This window comes from Halolactibacillus alkaliphilus (assembly GCF_900115465.1).
Classification (GTDB): Bacteria; Bacillota; Bacilli; order Bacillales; family Amphibacillaceae; genus Halolactibacillus; species Halolactibacillus alkaliphilus.
This window is the reverse complement of the sequence record NZ_FOWN01000028.1, coordinates 19860-36531: the sequence shown is the minus strand read 5'-3', so window position 1 is coordinate 36531 and position 16672 is coordinate 19860. Positions and strand designations below refer to the sequence as shown.

The window sequence follows — 16672 nt, the reverse complement described above, 5'->3', positions numbered from 1 at the left end:
CCATTCAACTAATGTGATATTATATTTTTCACTCAATGACACAAATTTATCTTTGGCATAATCCGAAATCGTATCATCTATTACTTTTCTTCGATACTTCACAACTAACACAAGATGGTAATGCATCAAAAATACTGAATGATTGTTACTGTCTAATTTCATTGTTATCTCAATCCTTATACTTAATAAGACTGATTATACCATAATAAGAAAAAAGACAAAATAAAAAACCTTTGGGCTGTCGCCCAACCGACATTCATCTCCCCCTTATCGTCGGCTACGCCCTTCACACGCTTGAAGAGGGAGACTTCTTTCGGAAGTGCGTTAAAACCAGATAGTGCTTTAATGTTTCAGCAACAATCTCTTTATGACCTGCAACTAAGGGTTCTTGTTTAAGATAACTTAATTCAGACCCGTCAGCATGCTTAACAACACCGCCAACCTCTTTGTAAATCACAGCTCCAGCAGCAACGTCCCACGGATGCAACTTAAACGATACATAGCCGTCGACAATTCCTTCAGCTAAATAACAAAATTCTAAAGCTGCTGATCCATACGTTCTAACACCTCTAACATCTTTAACTAACGCGCGAATTTTTTCAGCATCAACGATATCGTTATCTGTTGTCCATATTGTGTTTAACATATAAATGGATTCAGTAAATTTTTTCTCATCATCTAACGTCGCTAATCTTTGGTCATTTTTATACGCACCTTCTCCGCGTTTCGCAGCGTATAACACATCTGCCATAACATCGTAAACAAAGCCTATCTCACCTTGCTTTTCATGATAAATCGCAAGTGAAATCGCAAAGTTTCGCTTTTGATGAATAAAATTCATCGTTCCGTCTATAGGGTCAATAATCCACGTTGTTCCCTCTAACGACGTCACATGATCGCCAAAACCTTCTTCTGATAATATCTTATCATTAGGGTACGCATTACGTATCTTTAATGCAAAGAAACGTTCAACCTTACGGTCCATTTCTGTCACTAAATCGTTCGGATTTGTCTTTGTATCAACATTTCTTGGTTGATCAATTTCCTCACGAATAACATGTCCGATTTCTTTAATCCACTTTCGTGCCGTTTGAAATGCTTTTTCTTTATCAAACACCTCGATACCCCTTTTCTAATGTTAGTTAATCTTAACTTCTCATACCATCATATCAAATAATGACCGCTCATGCATTTAACGAGCTGATGCTACATTACTATGTTAGACGAAAATTAACAGATTTAATCGGATGTGAGCCATATAATTTTATTACTAAAATGAGGAGCAACAAAGAGACGACTTATACATGATTTGATAAAGAGGATTTCCACGTGGTCACACTAAGCGATTGAACATAAACAACCCACGACTTAAGTCATGAGTTGTTTATGTCGCAAGCTATTAGTTTTAATGTGCTGTCATTTTTATTTTTCGATTAGGCTGACTTCTCGCTGCTTTAATTGTTTGATAAAGAGAATAACCTGTATCCACTTCAAACGCTCGGCCTATTCGTTTTTCTTCACCTAAAGATGGAACAACCGTCTTAAATGCTCGATATTTATCCAATATCGCGTTTGCTTCGACAGATTGATGATAGGCCTTTTCAATTAAGTCTAAACACTCTACTACTTTCACAATCTCATCTGTTGACCAATCCAGGTCAATGGGGAATTGAAAATTCATTTAGTCACCTCTTAAATTTGCTAGCTATTTCAGCTTAAATTTGCTATAATTCTTTTGTTTTACACTACGTCTATTCTATTAAAGGAGTTCATTAAATGCAAGCACACGAACGCACACCATTATTTGATGGTTTATTAAATCATATACAATCAAAGCCGATCCCGTTTCATATACCCGGACATAAAAACGGTCAAGGTATGGAACCTGTTTTTAGAGATTTTATCGGTGAAAATGCTTTATCCATCGATTTAATTAATATTAGTCCACTCGATGACCTACACCACCCAACTGCGATGATTAAAGAAGCAGAAACGCTTGCTGCAGATGCCTTTGGTGCTGAACATACCTTCTTCTCAGTCCAAGGAACGAGTACGCCGATTATGGCCATGGTGATGAGTGTATGTAAACCAGGCGATAAAATCATTGTTCCGAGAAACATTCATAAATCAGTTACATCAGCACTTATATTTTCTGGCGCTATTCCTATTTTCGTTCACCCAGAATTAGATACAAGCCTAGGCATCGCCCATGGTATCACCCCTACTTCGGTTGAACATGCCCTTAGACAACACCCAGATGCCAAAGCCGTCTTCGTGATCAATCCAACATACTACGGGGTAGCTTGTGATCTAAAACAAATCGTTGACATCAGTCACCGCTATAACATTCCAGTGCTCGTTGATGAGGCCCACGGGGTTCACATACATTTTCACGATCAACTCCCTGTTTCAGCGATGGCTGCCGGTGCTGATTTAGCTGCCACAAGCGTTCACAAGTTAGGTGGGTCCATGACCCAAAGTTCTGTTTTAAACCTGCAAGGCAATCTTGTTAGCCGTGAACACGTACAAGCAATATTATCCATGCTAACTACAACATCAACTTCATATATTTTATTAAGCTCACTAGATGCCGCTAGAAAACATTTGAAGTTAAAAGGTCAGGCACTCATCGAAACAACAATCAAGCGTGCAAATGACCTTAGAAAAGCAATCAATGCTCTTGAATACCTATACTGCCCAGGTACAGATATACTCGGAACGAATGCAACCTACAGTTATGACCCTACAAAAATTTTAGTATCCGTGAAACAACTTGGTTTAAATGGTTATGATGTTGAGACTTGGCTTCGTGAACACTATCATATTGAAGTCGAGCTATCAGATATGTACAATATTCTTTGCATTATTACACCTGGTGATAGTGATGAGACGATCAATTACCTGCTTAGAGCACTAACTAAACTCGTTGAGACTTATAAACCACAAGCTTTCGAAAAGAAAATACAAGTGAGTGCACCACCGATACCAGCGCTACAGATGTCGCCTAGAGATGCCTTTTATAGTGACACTGAGACGATTCCTCTTAAAGAAGCTGTTGGAAGAGTCAGCGCAGAGTCTATTATGGTTTATCCACCAGGAATCCCAATCTTTATTCCGGGTGAGATAATCAATAAAGAGAGTTTAGATTATATCGAGGCCAATATAAAAGCCGGTTTACCTGTTCAAGGTTTAGAGGATGATACATTAAAAACAATTCATGTTATTAAAGAAATGCAAGCAATCAAGTAACCCATAACGCTAATTTAATGCCGTAAGCACCTTATGGGCTTACGGCATTAAAATTGGCTATTAAGTTACTCAACACCTTTTATTTGTTCCGGGGAAACAAACGTGTAGCCTTTTTCCCTTAACCCTGTAACAATATCCTCTAGTGCCTCTTTGGTCCATTCACGGTCGTGCATGAGTAAATTAGCCCCTTCACTTAGGTACTCAGTGTTTACCATAATATCAGCGAGCGCTTTGCTATCCTGATAATCTGCTTCCCAGTCGTAACCATAAGTCCAGTTCATGACGACCATTTTTTCCTCTTTCGCTATGGCAAGTGACTCCTCAGTATTCGCTCCAAATGGTGCACGGAAGAATTTTGGTCTTTCACCGATAATCTCTTCGATTTTATCATTTAATGACACAAGTTGATCACGTTGCTCATCAACAGAAATGTCTCTCAAATTAGGATGATTATATGTATGGTTACCAATAGTGAACCCTAATGATACTATTTCTTTTAACTGCTCTTCTTTTTCTTCTGTTTCTAGAAAATGACCATTAACAAAGAAAATCGCTGGAACTTCTAACTCGTATAATATGTGCGCCATCTCAACCGCATGTTTATCTGGTGCATCATCAATTGTTAATAGCGCCACTTTACCGTCACTTGATTCATCAATAGGTTGAACACGCCAATTTCCTTGATTAATTTCATAGAGAGCTTCAACAACTTTTTGTTCTTCAGCTTGATTATCTTTTTCTTCCACCTCATCACCTGCTTTTTCATCATTCAACGTAGATTCATCAAGGTCTGTTGATCCATCATCTGGTGTCCCTTCACTATCATTTTCTGTTACACTTAAATCATCGTCATTGGATTCCTCCTCACTAACACCATTATTTTGACATGCCACTAACGTTACTAATGTCATTACTAATACAATCCCTAATACGACTTTCTTCAAAAAAAACGCCCCCTTCTATTTCCATTATAAAACAAACAATAAGAAAAAACACCAAAATGAATCAAATCATTTTGGTGTTTGTTGTGTAAAATTATTTTACAACATGAATAGGTGTACCCATAATAACTTCAGCAGCTTCCATCGTAATCTCACCAAGTGTTGGATGAGCATGAATGGTCAACGCTAAATCTTCTGCAGTCATACCCGATTCAATCGCTAAACTTAGTTCAGAAATCATATCACTAGCATTTGTACCAGCGATTTGAGCGCCAATGACTAAGCCATCTTCCTCACGCGTAACAAGACGGACAAAACCATCACCACTACCTAAAGATAGTGCGCGACCATTTGCAGCGAATGGGAATTTCGCAGACTTCACATTGTAACCTTGCTCTTTTGCTTCTTTTTCAGTATAGCCAACTGTTGCTAGTTCTGGATCTGAGAAAACGACCGCAGGAATACCACGATAATCAATTTCAGACTTATGTCCAGCAATAGCCTCAGCAGCAATTTTACCTTCATATGAAGCTTTATGCGCAAGTGGTGGTCCTTCAACAATATCACCAATTGCATAAATATTATCAAGATTTGTACGACATTGTTTATCGATTTTCACAACACCACGATCAGTCATCTCAATACCTAGCTCTTCTAGACCGATTTCACGTGTGTTAGGGTAACGTCCTACTGTAACTAATACATAATCTGTTTCAATTGTTTCTTCCTTACCATTAGCCTCGTAAGTTACTTTCACGCTATCTTCAGTTTCTACAGAAGCTTTCGCCATTGCTTTTGTTACCACTTTAACGTTTTTCTTCTTCAAACGCTTTTTAACGATGGCAGACATATCTTTTTCAAATCCACCTAAAATATCATCCATACCTTCAAGAATCGTCACTTCAGTTCCGAAGTTAGCATAGGCTGTACCAAGCTCAGTACCAACATAACCCCCACCAATAACGACTAAACGTTTAGGCACTTCTTTTAAGTTAAGTGCACCTGTTGAATCTAAAATACGTTTAGAGTACTTAAATGTAGGAATCTCGATCGGTGTTGAACCTGTAGCAATGATACAGTTATTAAAGATATACGTCTGTGAGCTTGTTTCATCCATTACACGTACAGTGTTTTGGTCAACAAAATACACTTCTCCTTTAACGATATCAACCTTATTTCCTTTAAGTAAACCTTCAACACCTGATGTTAATTTATTCACAACTGAGTTCTTCCAGTTTTGAACTTTCGAGAAGTCAACTTTTACGTTTTCAGCAGTGATGCCCATCTCTTCGGCACCATGAGCTTCTTCATAACGATGTCCAGCTTGAATTAATGCTTTAGATGGGATACAGCCCACATTAAGACATACACCTCCAAGAGCACCTTTATCTACGATTGTTACTTTTTGGCCTGTTTGTGCAGCGCGGATGGCAGCTACATAGCCACCAGGTCCCGCACCGATAACAAGCGTATCTATTTCAATTGGAAAATCTCCTACTACCATATCAGATTACGCCTCCATCATGATTAATTGTGGATCGTTTAATAAACGCTTCACTTGATTTAATGCAAATTGTGCTGTCGCACCGTCAACGATACGGTGGTCAAAGCTTAATGAAAGAGCCAATACTGGTGCAATAACAATCTCACCATCTTTTACAATAGCTTTTTCTTGAATACGACCAATACCAAGAATTGCAACTTCTGGATAGTTGATTACTGGTGTAAACCATTGTCCACCAGCAGAACCAATGTTTGTGATTGTGCAACTTGCACCCTTCATTTCATCAGAAGCCAACTTACCATCTTGGGCTTTTTTCGCTAGTTCATTAATATCTTTAGAAATCTCAAAAATTGACTTTGTATCTGCATTTTTAACAACCGGTACAAGTAAACCTTTATCAGTATCTGCTGCAATACCAATATTATAGTAGTGCTTGTAAACAATTTCATCTGTTGCTTCATCAATCTCAGCATTTAATACAGGGAATTGCTTCAATGCAGATACGAGCGCTTTAACAACATACGGTAAGTATGTTAATTTAATGTCTTTTTCTTGTGCCACTGGTTTAAATTTCTTACGGTGGTTCACAAGTTCAGTCACATCAATTTCATCATGCAATGTTACATGAGGTGCTTTGTGCTTAGAGTTAACCATTGCATTAGCAATCGCCTTACGGATACCTGACATTTTTTCGCGTGTTTCAGGTAAATCACCCGTTGAAGCTATAGCTTTTGCTTTAGGCGCTTCTTTAGTTTCAGCTTTTGAATCAGCTGCCACTACTTCTTTAGCCGCTTCTTTAGCTGGCTCAGTAGCAGGTGCTTGATCGCCACTTAAGTAAGCTTCTACATCTGATTTTAGTACACGACCATTTTTACCTGATCCTTGTACCTTGGTAATATCCACATCGTTATCACGAGCAAACTTACGCACAGATGGCATAGCTATCACCGTACCTCCAGCGATTGGTACTTTTTTCTCTGTTTTAACGTCTTCTTTTTTCTCTTCTTGCTTAGGTGCTTCTTCATTTGCTTCAGCTTCATAGCCTTCAGCGTAAATTGACACCAGTACATCACCAACAACAGCTACAACACCTTCACCGACATGTACTTCTTTAACCGTGCCGCCTACTGGTGATGGAATTTCTACAACTGATTTATCATTTTGTACTTCACATAGTACATCATCTTCATTAATTTCATCGCCCGCTTTTACAAACCACTTAACGATTTCACCTTCATGAATACCTTCACCGATATCAGGTAATTTGAATTCGAAGACACCTTGATTAGCTGTTGATTCGTTAGATGATGCTGCATTTTCTGTTGATTCTTCAGAACCAGTATCTTCATAACCTTCCGCATCAATTGTAACAAGCACGTCGCCAACAACAGCAACGACTCCTTCTCCGACACGTACCTCTTTAACCTTACCGCCTACTGGTGATGGAATTTCTACAACTGATTTATCATTTTGCACTTCACATAGTACATCATCTTCATTAATTTCATCGCCCGCTTTTACAAACCATTTGACGATTTCGCCTTCGTGGATACCTTCACCGATATCAGGCAATTTAAATTCAAAAGCCATTATAGCTAACCTCCTTGGTTAATTCTTTATCCGTTCGATTGTTATTTAGTAGTTTAGAGCTTCGTTTGCTTTTTTCACGATATCTTTATGGTTTGGTAACCACACATCTTCTGCTTGTGGGAAAGAGAAAATGGTATCAGGAGCTGTTACACGAAGAACAGGCGCTTCTAAATGTAAGATCGCACGTTCTTGAATTTCAGCAACGATTTGAGAAGCGATACCAGCTACACGCTGAGCTTCTTGAACAACAACACAACGGCCTGTTTTCTTAACCGATTCAACGATTGTTTCAACATCAAGTGGCGCAATCGTACGTAAGTCAATGACTTCTGCACTCACACCGTCTTTTTCTAGTTCTTCAGCCGCTTTTAATGATGCTTGTACCATCGCACCGTAAGCGATAAATGTAATATCTGCACCTTCACGTTTTACATTAGCTTTACCAAGCTCGATTGTGTACTCTTCTTCAGGTACTTCATCACGGAATGAGCGGTAAAGTTTCATATGCTCTAAGTAGATAACAGGGTCATTATCACGAATAGCTGAGATTAATAAACCTTTTGCATCGTATGGATTTGATGGAATAACAACTTTAAGTCCTGGTTGTTGTGCCATTAACCCTTCTAATGAATCAGCATGCATTTCAGGTGTGTGAACACCCCCACCAAAAGGTGAACGTAATGTGATCGGCATGTTGACTGTGTTCCCTGAACGGTAACGCATACGCGCCATTTGACCACTAATTGAATCCATTACTTCGTATACGAAGCCGAAGAATTGAATCTCAGGTACCGGACGGAACCCTTGTGTTGCAAGACCGATAGCTAAACCACCAATGCCTGACTCCGCAAGCGGTGTATCAAATACACGATCTTCACCAAATTCGTCTTGAAGTCCTTCTGTCGCACGGAAAACCCCGCCGTTTTTACCAACGTCTTCACCAAAAAGGACCACATTCTCATCGTTTTTAAGTTCTACACGTAATGCATCAGTAATTGCTTGGATCATTGTCATTTGAGCCATAATCTACTTCGACTCCTTTGCTTTATATTCTTCCATTTGTTCTTGTAAGTTTTGTGGAAGTGTCTCATACATATTCCCGATTAAATCTGTTACTTTTTGTTTTGGAACACCATCAGCTTCTTTAATCGCTGCTTTAATTTCTTCTTTCGCACGTTCTATTACTTCATTTTCCTCTTCTTCTGACCAAATACCTTTGTCTTCTAAGAATTTACGGAAACGAACAAGTGGATCTTTCTTTTCCCACTCTTCATCTAAATCTTTTGTACGGTAACGTGTAGGATCATCACCAGCCATAGTGTGTGGTCCATAACGATAAGTTAAAGTTTCAATAAATGTTGGGCCTTCGCCATTAACAGCACGTTCACGCGCTTCTTTTGTTGCCACATAAACAGCCAATACGTCCATACCATCCACTTGAATACCTTCAATACCTGCGGCAACTGCTTTTTGAGCAAGTGTTACAGCTTTTGTTTGTTTTTCAACAGGTGTAGAAATCGCAAATCGATTGTTTTGAGCAATAAAGATCGCAGGGGCATCAAACGCACCGGCAAAGTTCATTCCCTCATAGAAATCACCTTGAGATGTACCACCGTCTCCCGTATAAGTTATAGCAACACGATTCTCACCGCGTTTTTTCATTCCAAGGGCAACGCCAGCTGCTTGAACAAACTGGGCACCAATAATAATTTGTGGGACCATTGCGTGAACGCCTTCTGGCATTTGCCCACCAACAAAATGTCCTCTTGACCATAAGAAAGCTTTATAAAGAGGTAGACCGTGCCAAATAAGTTGAGGCACATCACGATAGCCTGGTAATATATAATCATCTTTCTCTAACGCAAAGTGTGAACCAAGTTGTGATGCCTCTTGGCCAGCTGTTGGCGCATAGAATCCTAAACGACCTTGACGGTTCAATGCGATTGAACGTTGGTCTAAAATTCTCGTGTACACCATTCTTGTCATTAAATCTTTTAATTCGTCATCTGAAAGATTCGGCATTTTTTCTTCATTAACAATCTTGCCTTCTTCATTCAGAATTTGAAACGTTGGAAACTGTTCTGCAATCTTTTCATTAGTACGTTTCAAAAATCTCACCTCTTCCTTTCTTTTCAACACATAATTTTTTGATGTATAGTTTCGGATATTGACATAGTCAATCCGAAGTTAAATTGTACCTATCCTTTCATTACCCTGTTTTTTTAAAAAATAACCTTTTCTTGAGAAAAAAGAAAACTGTTATACTCAAAACGGATGAAACGATTAGTACAATTTGTTATCTGACCCTATCTTATCGCAATTATTGAAAACGGTCAATCACTTTGCCTTAATAACTTAGAAAATAATTATACTAAAAGGTTTAAAAAACCACCCCTTGTGAACTGTTTCACTAAAATTTATACAACTGTATTACAAAACAAGTACACTGTGTAATACAGAAAAACGTCGATATTATCATCTTTTGCTCTTTTGTTAATTTACTCACATAATTGTTATAGTATATCGCGACCATTTTTCTTAGTGTTCAAAAAAGTTATTCGGCCATTATAAAAGTTTTAATTTTCCGTTAATTCAGACGGTGACCTTTTATGTTTTAACCCTCTACGTATAACTATGGCATTATCCACTTATTTTAATTTTAAGTCCCGAACCACTCATCGTTAGCTCCTATAAAAGATCTATTCTAACATCTTTTCTTTCCCCATTAAAAAAAGCTGCCTCACATAATGTGAAACAGCTTCTTTATTTTACTCATAAGTAATATTCAATTCGGATTTTTCATAAAACTGACGCTTCGCTTCATTAAAAGCATCCGTTTTTTCATTAAATAGTTGATTTTTATCGATAACAACTTGATACTGCTCATTCACTGCGTTAACTTGTTCAGTAAACGCCGCTTCTTCAAGCTCTTCTTGTTTCAATAAGTCATATAACGTTTCATCATATTGCAGAGATGTTTTATATGCCTCATTTAATTCAACAAACGCATCGTATCGAGCGTTCATTTCATTTACCATCGTTTCTGCAGCCATTCTAAGTTCCTCATCTTCAAGGTTTTCAATAAGCGGAATGACGTTATCGAATTCTTCCTTGGCACTATCAATACTCTCACGTTCATTGTCTGCTAATGTCTTACGTTCAACAATGCTCTCAATTGCTTGATCTGCGAGGGCACTAATTTCTTCATATTGATCAATACCTAAGTCGCTAATTTGCTGATAAATCTCTTGTTCTTTTTCTTCTAGTTCACTAATCGGTTGTTGTTGTTCAACAAACGTCGTCTCTAGTTCAACTGATTTTTCAAGGTGTTGATACATCTCTTCTTGTGTCGATTCCCCTGAGCATGCCGCAAGTACTACCGCACTAAGAATCACCACTATAAATAATTTAAATCGCACGTCTGTATCCTCCATTCATCCTTCACGTATTCATATGCAAGTAACATTATAACATACCATGTAATAGGAAAAACAGATAAAATCTATATTTGTAAAAGAAAGGCTTAATATCCATGCTTTTTTACACGCAAAAAATATCAATCGAAAGCTATTTTTTACCCTAAAATTAAAAAATGTGTTACACTATGTAACAGCTGATTGTTCGGTAAAAAGAAATAACATGTTAGAGGAGAATTTAGATGTTAACAATGAAAGATATTGTAAGAGAGGGTCATCCTGCACTAAGAGAGGTCGCTGAAGAAGTAGCACTTCCACTTAGCGAATCAGACAAAAAAACTTTATCAGACATGCTTCAATTTGTTAAAAATTCACAGGACCCTGATTTAAGTGAAAAGTATCATTTACGACCTGGCGTTGGTGTAGCTGCCCCTCAACTAGGTATAAAGAAACGCATGCTTGCTGTTCATTTTGAGGATTTAAAAGGCACCTTATATAGTGATGGCTATGTAAACCCGAAAATTGTTAGTCACTCTGTTGAACAAACATACATTTCAACTGGCGAAGGATGTTTATCTGTCGACCGTGAAGTACCCGGCATTGTGCCTCGCCATAAAAGAATCACGGTTAAAGCCACGACACTTGATGGTGCAGAGGTTAAAATTAGATTAAAAGGTTATGCCGCTGTAGTATTTCAACATGAAATTGACCACTTAAACGGTATTATGTTCTATGATCACATTAATAAAGAAACACCATTAACCCCACCTGAAAATGCCACGCCATGTGATGCGGAACAATAATTTTAATTATTGAGTATAAGGCTAAAACGGTTGGTTTACACTAACATTGTCGCTAGACTTTTAGCCATTATTTAGATGTTGCTATTTTCAAAAAGCTTATTTCGTACTATACTATAAGTATAAGGGTTGGATCGGATTATTAGTTTTTGCTTTTTGAAAGGAGCTGTTCACATGTTAAGACGGCTAAGAGAAAAGCTTCGCAAGAAATGGAAAAGATTATTAAACCAAAATCGTGTCCCTAATGCTTAAAATAAACAGATTCTTATTTAAGGAAAAATGAAGGAGAGATGAAATGATTTTTAAAGTTTTATATCAAGAATTAGCATCAGAAGTACCTGTTAGAGAAAATACCCACGCTTTATATATCGAAGCATCAAATGAGCGTGACGTTCGATTCAAATTAAAGGATCGCACCATCAATATCGAGTTTATTCAACCACTCGAAGGTGAGCACCTTGTTTATGAACAACAGTCTGAAGATTTTAAATTGGAGACGTTATAAATTATGAAATTTGTGAAAAATGATCAAACAGCAGTGTTCGCTATTGGCGGACTTGGTGAAATCGGTAAAAATACGTATGGCGTTCAATTCCAAGATGAAATAATTCTCATTGATGCGGGAATTAAATTTCCAGAAGATGAACTCCTCGGTATCGATTATGTTATTCCGGATTATACGTATTTAATTCAAAATCAAGACAAAATTAAAGGTCTATTTGTTACACACGGACACGAAGATCACATTGGCGGTATTCCTTACCTGCTAAAAGAAATCAATATTCCAATATATGCTGGGAAACTTGCGATGGGGCTCATTAAAAATAAACTTGATGAGCATGGTTTATTACGCCAAGCAAAACTTAACACGTATCAAGAAGATGATATATTTAAGTTCAGAAAAACATCCGTGACGTTCTTTAGAACGACACACAGTATCCCCGACTCTTATGGTATTGTCGTTAAAACACCGCCAGGTAATGTGGTCCACACGGGCGACTTTAAATTTGATTTCACCCCTGTAGGTGAACCAGCTAATATTGCGAAAATGGCTGAAATCGGCAAAGAAGGCGTCCTTTGTTTACTATCAGATTCAACAAATTCAGAGGTACCCGGTTTTACAATGTCAGAGCGTGTTGTAGGTCAGAGTATTAATGACATTTTCAGTAGAGTAGACGGCCGTGTTATTTTTGCAACATTTGCCTCTAACATCTATCGCTTACAACAGATGGTCGAAGGTGCCGTTAACCATAAGCGTAAAGTCGCTGTATTTGGTCGTAGTATGGAAAACTCCATCGCGATTGGTCGTGAGCTAGGTTATATCAAAGCGCCAGATGATACATTCATCGACGCGCATCAAATTAACCGATTACCAGCTAATGAAGTGACAATTTTATGTACAGGATCACAAGGTGAGCCCATGGCTGCTCTATCACGAATCGCCAACGGCACACACCGTCAGATCTCTATCATTCCAAATGACACAGTTGTCTTTAGTTCTTCGCCAATCCCTGGTAACACATTGAGTGTTTCTAGAATGATCAATAGCTTATACCGTGCAGGTGCTGAAGTTATTCACGGCCCATTAAATGATATTCACACATCTGGTCACGGTGCTCAAGAAGAACAGAAGTTAATGTTACGCTTGTTACGCCCTCGTTTCTTTATGCCGATTCACGGTGAGTTTCGCATGCAAATGGAACACGTTAAACACGCGGTAAGCTGCGATGTGCCACAAGAAAATTGTTTCGTCATGGACAACGGTGACGTTTTAGCCTTAGGAAAAGATCACGCTCAATTAGCTGGGAAAATCCCTTCAGGATCGGTTTATATTGATGGCAGTGGTATCGGGGATATCGGTAATATCGTGTTACGCGATCGCCGCATCCTTTCTGAAGAAGGTCTAGTTATTGTTGTTGTTAGCATTAACATGAAAGAATTCAAAATCGCTTCTGGCCCAGATATTATTTCGCGTGGATTTGTATATATGCGTGAATCTGAGGACTTAATTAATGAAGCACAAAAACTTGTTGAAAAACACGTTTCTAAAGTAATGGAAAGAAAAACGACGCAATGGTCTGAAATTAAAAATGAAATTACGGATACGATCCAACCTTTCTTATTCGAAAAGACTAAGCGACGCCCGATGATTTTACCAATTATTATGGAAGTATAATAAAATTAAGCAGTAGAAAAAGCATCAATTACTCATGTTACACACATGTTTAATTGATGCTTTTACTTTATTTTCAGAGCCTTCGCTCTTATGAATCCATATTTTAAAAAAGCAATCGTTAGTCTTCGATGACCAGCTGTTTTTCAAAGCGCGAGATATCTTTATCCGCACCAATTATTACAAGCGTATCCCCTTCTTTAATCTCCTCAGTTGCCATTGGCGATACGTTGATATCGTTTGAGGCCATTGATTTAATGGCAACAACATTACACCCATAATTCGCTCGGATATCTAAAGCAATCAGCGTTTTTCCGACTATTTTCTTCCCTGCTTTAATCTCAACAATACTATGGTCATCTGAAAGTTCTAAATGATCTAAAATATTACTTGAAATAATGGAATGGGCTATTTTCTTACCCATATCACGTTCGGGATGTATGACTTGATCTGCCCCAATTTTTGTTAACACCTTTTCGTGATAATCATTCTGCGCTTTGACAGTGATTTTTTTTATTCCTAGTTCTTTTAACATAAGCGTTGTTAAGATACTTGCTTGAATATCCTCACCAATCGCCACAATGACATGGTCTATATTTCTAATCCCAAGTTCTTTTAATACCTTTTCATCCGTTGCGTCTGCAATGACTGCATGTGAAGCAATATTTCGGTATTCATTTACTTTAGCTTCTGTTGAATCAATCGCCAATACTTCCATGCCCTCTTTGCTTAATTCACGACAAATACTGCCGCCAAATCTTCCAAGTCCAATGACTGCAAATTCTCTTTTCAAAAGGGTTGCCTCCTTTACTCATTCCACTCTCTAGTCTAGCATATTCTTTAGAAATGACAATAAAAACATCTTAAGATTAAAACCTTCTCGCTGACTCATGACTGAAGTCACGAGAGTTCGCTCGAACTATTAAAATGAAGCCCATTATCTCCCACCCTTTCTTCACATCACGATTGTCAATATTATATAGTACCGTTATAATAGACCTTGTCAAATAAACATAAAGGAACTGATTTAACTTGAAGAAAAACTCAACCGACACAACAAAAAAATCTGAGCATGAAAAAAAACAAACAAAAACACCCCCCTTAACCAAGGAAAAAAAAGAACTAAATCAACGCCTTGAATCCGAGCGAGTATTAGCAAAAAAACTTCGTAAGGCAGAAGTAAGCGCAAGGAAAGAGGCTATTAAAAACCGGGAACCTTTTAAAGGACTACAAATCATTCCGACAGATTCTCTTTTTGATAAATCCGGTAAAGAGGAAATCGGTGAGCGCAACTGGGTTAAGTTTGGTTTTGATATCCACCCACATGTAACGATTCTCTCTTCTGTTATTCTATTGATCTTTATTTCCCTTACGTTAATGTTTCCAGTAGAGGCGAATAGTTTGTTTGACCAAACGTTAGTAGCCATCACCAAAAATACGGGATGGTTTATGATTTTCTCTGCCAACATTTTTATCGTAGCAGCGCTGTTTTTCGCGTTTAGTCGTTATGGTAGTATTGTAATTGGGGGATATAATGCCAAGCCTGAATTTTCTCGTTTTGCATGGTACGCTATGCTATTGAGTGCAGGAATGGGCATTGGTCTGTTATTTTGGTCCGTTGCCGAACCAATCCTTCACCTTGGAACACCATCACCTATGTTTGACAGCATTGACCCGAATTCGCCCGCAGCAGCGCAGGCTGCGATGGCTTCTACTTTCTTTCATTGGGGTATTCACCCCTGGGCCATCTATGCGATCGTTGGTTTAGGTCTAGCATTTTTCAGCTACAACAAAGGGTTACCTTTAACTATTCGCTCCCTATTTTACCCATTGATTGGTAACAAAATTTATGGGCTTTGGGGGAATATTATTGACATTCTCTCTGTTTTAGCCACATTAATGGGACTTGCAACATCTCTCGGGTTGGGCGTTGCTCAAGTTAACGCTGGGTTAAATCACTTATTCGATGTTAATATTAGTATAACGACGCAAGTTATCCTGATTGCCGTCATTACTGGTTTTGCAACTATTTCTGTCATTATGGGGCTTGATGGCGGTGTAAAAAGACTAAGTGAAATTAACATGGTATTAGCAGGTGTGTTTTTAATTTTTGTTTTAATTGCCGGTCCTACTGTTTACATTATGAGTGGTTTCACTCAAAATATCGGTTATTATATTGCGAACTTCATGGAAATGAGTTTATGGGCTGAAACGTTTAGGTCAACAAATTGGCAAGGGACTTGGACAGTATTTTATTGGGCATGGTGGATTTCCTGGTCCCCTTTTGTCGGGATGTTCATTGCTCGTATTTCTAAAGGCCGTTCCGTTAAGGAATTCATTGTTGGCGTCATTATCATCCCAACAGTGATCTCTTTCTTATGGATGAGTGTGTTTGGAGGTACGGCCATTTTCCAACAGCTCAATGGTTTAAATGATCTTTCTAGTATTATTAACCTTGATGAGTCGCTCGCGCTTTTCGTCATGCTTGATAACTTACCTTTATCAGGTCTTTTATCTATTGTTGGTATTATCTTAGTAACGGTCTTTTTCGTTACGTCGTCAGATTCTGGTTCTTTAGTTGTTGACCATTTAACATCTGGTGGAAAACTAGACTCTCCAGTACCACAACGAATATTTTGGGCTATTATGGAAGGCGTTGTCGCTGCAACATTATTAGTTGGTGGTGGGTTAACCGCTCTTCAAACCGCCTCCATCATCACTGGCCTCCCCTTCACTATCATTTTATTGGTGATGATATATTCATTATATTTAGGCTTAAGACAAGAATTTTTAATTGAACATGCCGTTAAAAAACAACTAAAAAAAGTGACGGATGACCATATCATATCCGAAGTCATCCAGTCACGCGTGCAAGATGAAGCCCTTGTCGATGCCGTTAGCGAACTATTAGCTGACAAGCCAGAAAAAAAAGAACATGAGTAAATAATCAAGAGACGCCTTTCATCAAATGGAAGGCGTCTCTTTTAAAAAGGTTAAAT

15 protein-coding genes are annotated in these 16672 nt (G+C 38.2%); 5 read left to right on the top strand and 10 right to left on the bottom strand.

Annotated features, from left to right (window positions below; genetic code table 11):
• The 3 genes from BM163_RS10715 to BM163_RS10705 form a co-directional block, all read right to left on the bottom strand.
• A partial coding sequence (locus BM163_RS10715) for a transposase (RefSeq protein ID WP_177200250.1) occupies positions 1–162 on the bottom strand: 162 nt, incomplete at its 3' end.
• A 124-nt stretch (positions 163–286) separates the two neighbouring features.
• On the bottom strand, positions 287–1117 hold the full coding sequence (locus BM163_RS10710; RefSeq protein ID WP_229675555.1) for an inositol monophosphatase family protein: 831 nt from the start codon (positions 1115–1117) through the stop codon (positions 287–289).
• Between the two features lie 288 nt (positions 1118–1405).
• Positions 1406–1681, bottom strand: a complete 276-nt coding sequence (locus BM163_RS10705) for a UPF0223 family protein (protein ID WP_089802997.1) — start codon at positions 1679–1681, stop codon at positions 1406–1408.
• Between the two features lie 95 nt (positions 1682–1776).
• Between BM163_RS10705 and BM163_RS10700 the strand changes: the two genes are divergently transcribed.
• Positions 1777–3249 (top strand): aminotransferase class I/II-fold pyridoxal phosphate-dependent enzyme, encoded by a 1473-nt coding sequence (locus BM163_RS10700; RefSeq protein ID WP_089802995.1) that lies wholly within the window; start codon positions 1777–1779, stop codon positions 3247–3249.
• Between the two features lie 65 nt (positions 3250–3314).
• Here the strand turns inward: BM163_RS10700 and BM163_RS10695 are convergent, their stop codons facing one another.
• The 6 genes from BM163_RS10695 to BM163_RS10670 all read right to left on the bottom strand — a co-directional run bounded on the left by BM163_RS10695 (position 3315) and on the right by BM163_RS10670 (position 10703).
• On the bottom strand, positions 3315–4193 hold the full coding sequence (locus tag BM163_RS10695) for a polysaccharide deacetylase family protein (protein WP_229675554.1): 879 nt from the start codon (positions 4191–4193) through the stop codon (positions 3315–3317).
• Between the two features lie 91 nt (positions 4194–4284).
• Positions 4285–5694, bottom strand: a complete 1410-nt coding sequence (gene lpdA / locus BM163_RS10690; RefSeq protein WP_089802993.1) for a dihydrolipoyl dehydrogenase — start codon at positions 5692–5694, stop codon at positions 4285–4287.
• 6 nt (positions 5695–5700) lie between these two features.
• A complete protein-coding gene (locus BM163_RS10685; RefSeq protein ID WP_089802992.1) occupies positions 5701–7284 on the bottom strand; it encodes a 2-oxo acid dehydrogenase subunit E2 in 1584 nt (527 codons plus the stop codon).
• A 45-nt stretch (positions 7285–7329) separates the two neighbouring features.
• Positions 7330–8307, bottom strand: coding sequence for an alpha-ketoacid dehydrogenase subunit beta (locus tag BM163_RS10680; RefSeq protein WP_089802990.1), 978 nt, complete (start codon positions 8305–8307; stop codon positions 7330–7332).
• A gap of 3 nt (positions 8308–8310) precedes the next feature.
• On the bottom strand, positions 8311–9420 hold the full coding sequence (gene pdhA / locus BM163_RS10675) for a pyruvate dehydrogenase (acetyl-transferring) E1 component subunit alpha (RefSeq protein ID WP_371859507.1): 1110 nt from the start codon (positions 9418–9420) through the stop codon (positions 8311–8313).
• A gap of 632 nt (positions 9421–10052) precedes the next feature.
• The gene (locus BM163_RS10670) at positions 10053–10703 is read right to left on the bottom strand and encodes a YkyA family protein (protein ID WP_089802986.1); all 651 of its coding nucleotides are present in this window, start codon (positions 10701–10703) and stop codon (positions 10053–10055) included.
• 239 nt (positions 10704–10942) lie between these two features.
• On the opposite strand from BM163_RS10670, the gene def reads away from it, so the two are divergent.
• From def to rnjA, 3 genes are all read left to right on the top strand, one after another.
• Positions 10943–11503, top strand: coding sequence for a peptide deformylase (gene def / locus BM163_RS10665; RefSeq protein ID WP_089802984.1), 561 nt, complete (start codon positions 10943–10945; stop codon positions 11501–11503).
• 292 nt (positions 11504–11795) lie between these two features.
• On the top strand, positions 11796–12005 hold the full coding sequence (locus BM163_RS10660) for a DNA-dependent RNA polymerase subunit epsilon (RefSeq protein ID WP_089802982.1): 210 nt from the start codon (positions 11796–11798) through the stop codon (positions 12003–12005).
• Positions 12006–12008: 3 nt separating this feature from the next.
• Positions 12009–13676 carry a ribonuclease J1 gene (rnjA, locus tag BM163_RS10655; protein WP_089802980.1) on the top strand — a complete coding sequence of 556 codons (1668 nt, stop codon included), beginning with the start codon at positions 12009–12011 and terminating at the stop codon, positions 13674–13676.
• Between the two features lie 118 nt (positions 13677–13794).
• On the opposite strand, the gene BM163_RS10650 is transcribed toward rnjA, so the two are convergent.
• Positions 13795–14466 carry a potassium channel family protein gene (locus BM163_RS10650; protein ID WP_089802978.1) on the bottom strand — a complete coding sequence of 224 codons (672 nt, stop codon included), beginning with the start codon at positions 14464–14466 and terminating at the stop codon, positions 13795–13797.
• A gap of 239 nt (positions 14467–14705) precedes the next feature.
• Here BM163_RS10650 and BM163_RS10645 point away from each other — a divergent pair, with 239 nt between their 5' ends.
• Complete coding sequence (locus BM163_RS10645; RefSeq protein WP_089802976.1) at positions 14706–16616, top strand: BCCT family transporter; 1911 nt, start codon at positions 14706–14708, stop codon at positions 16614–16616.
• Positions 16617–16672 lie beyond the last annotated feature (56 nt).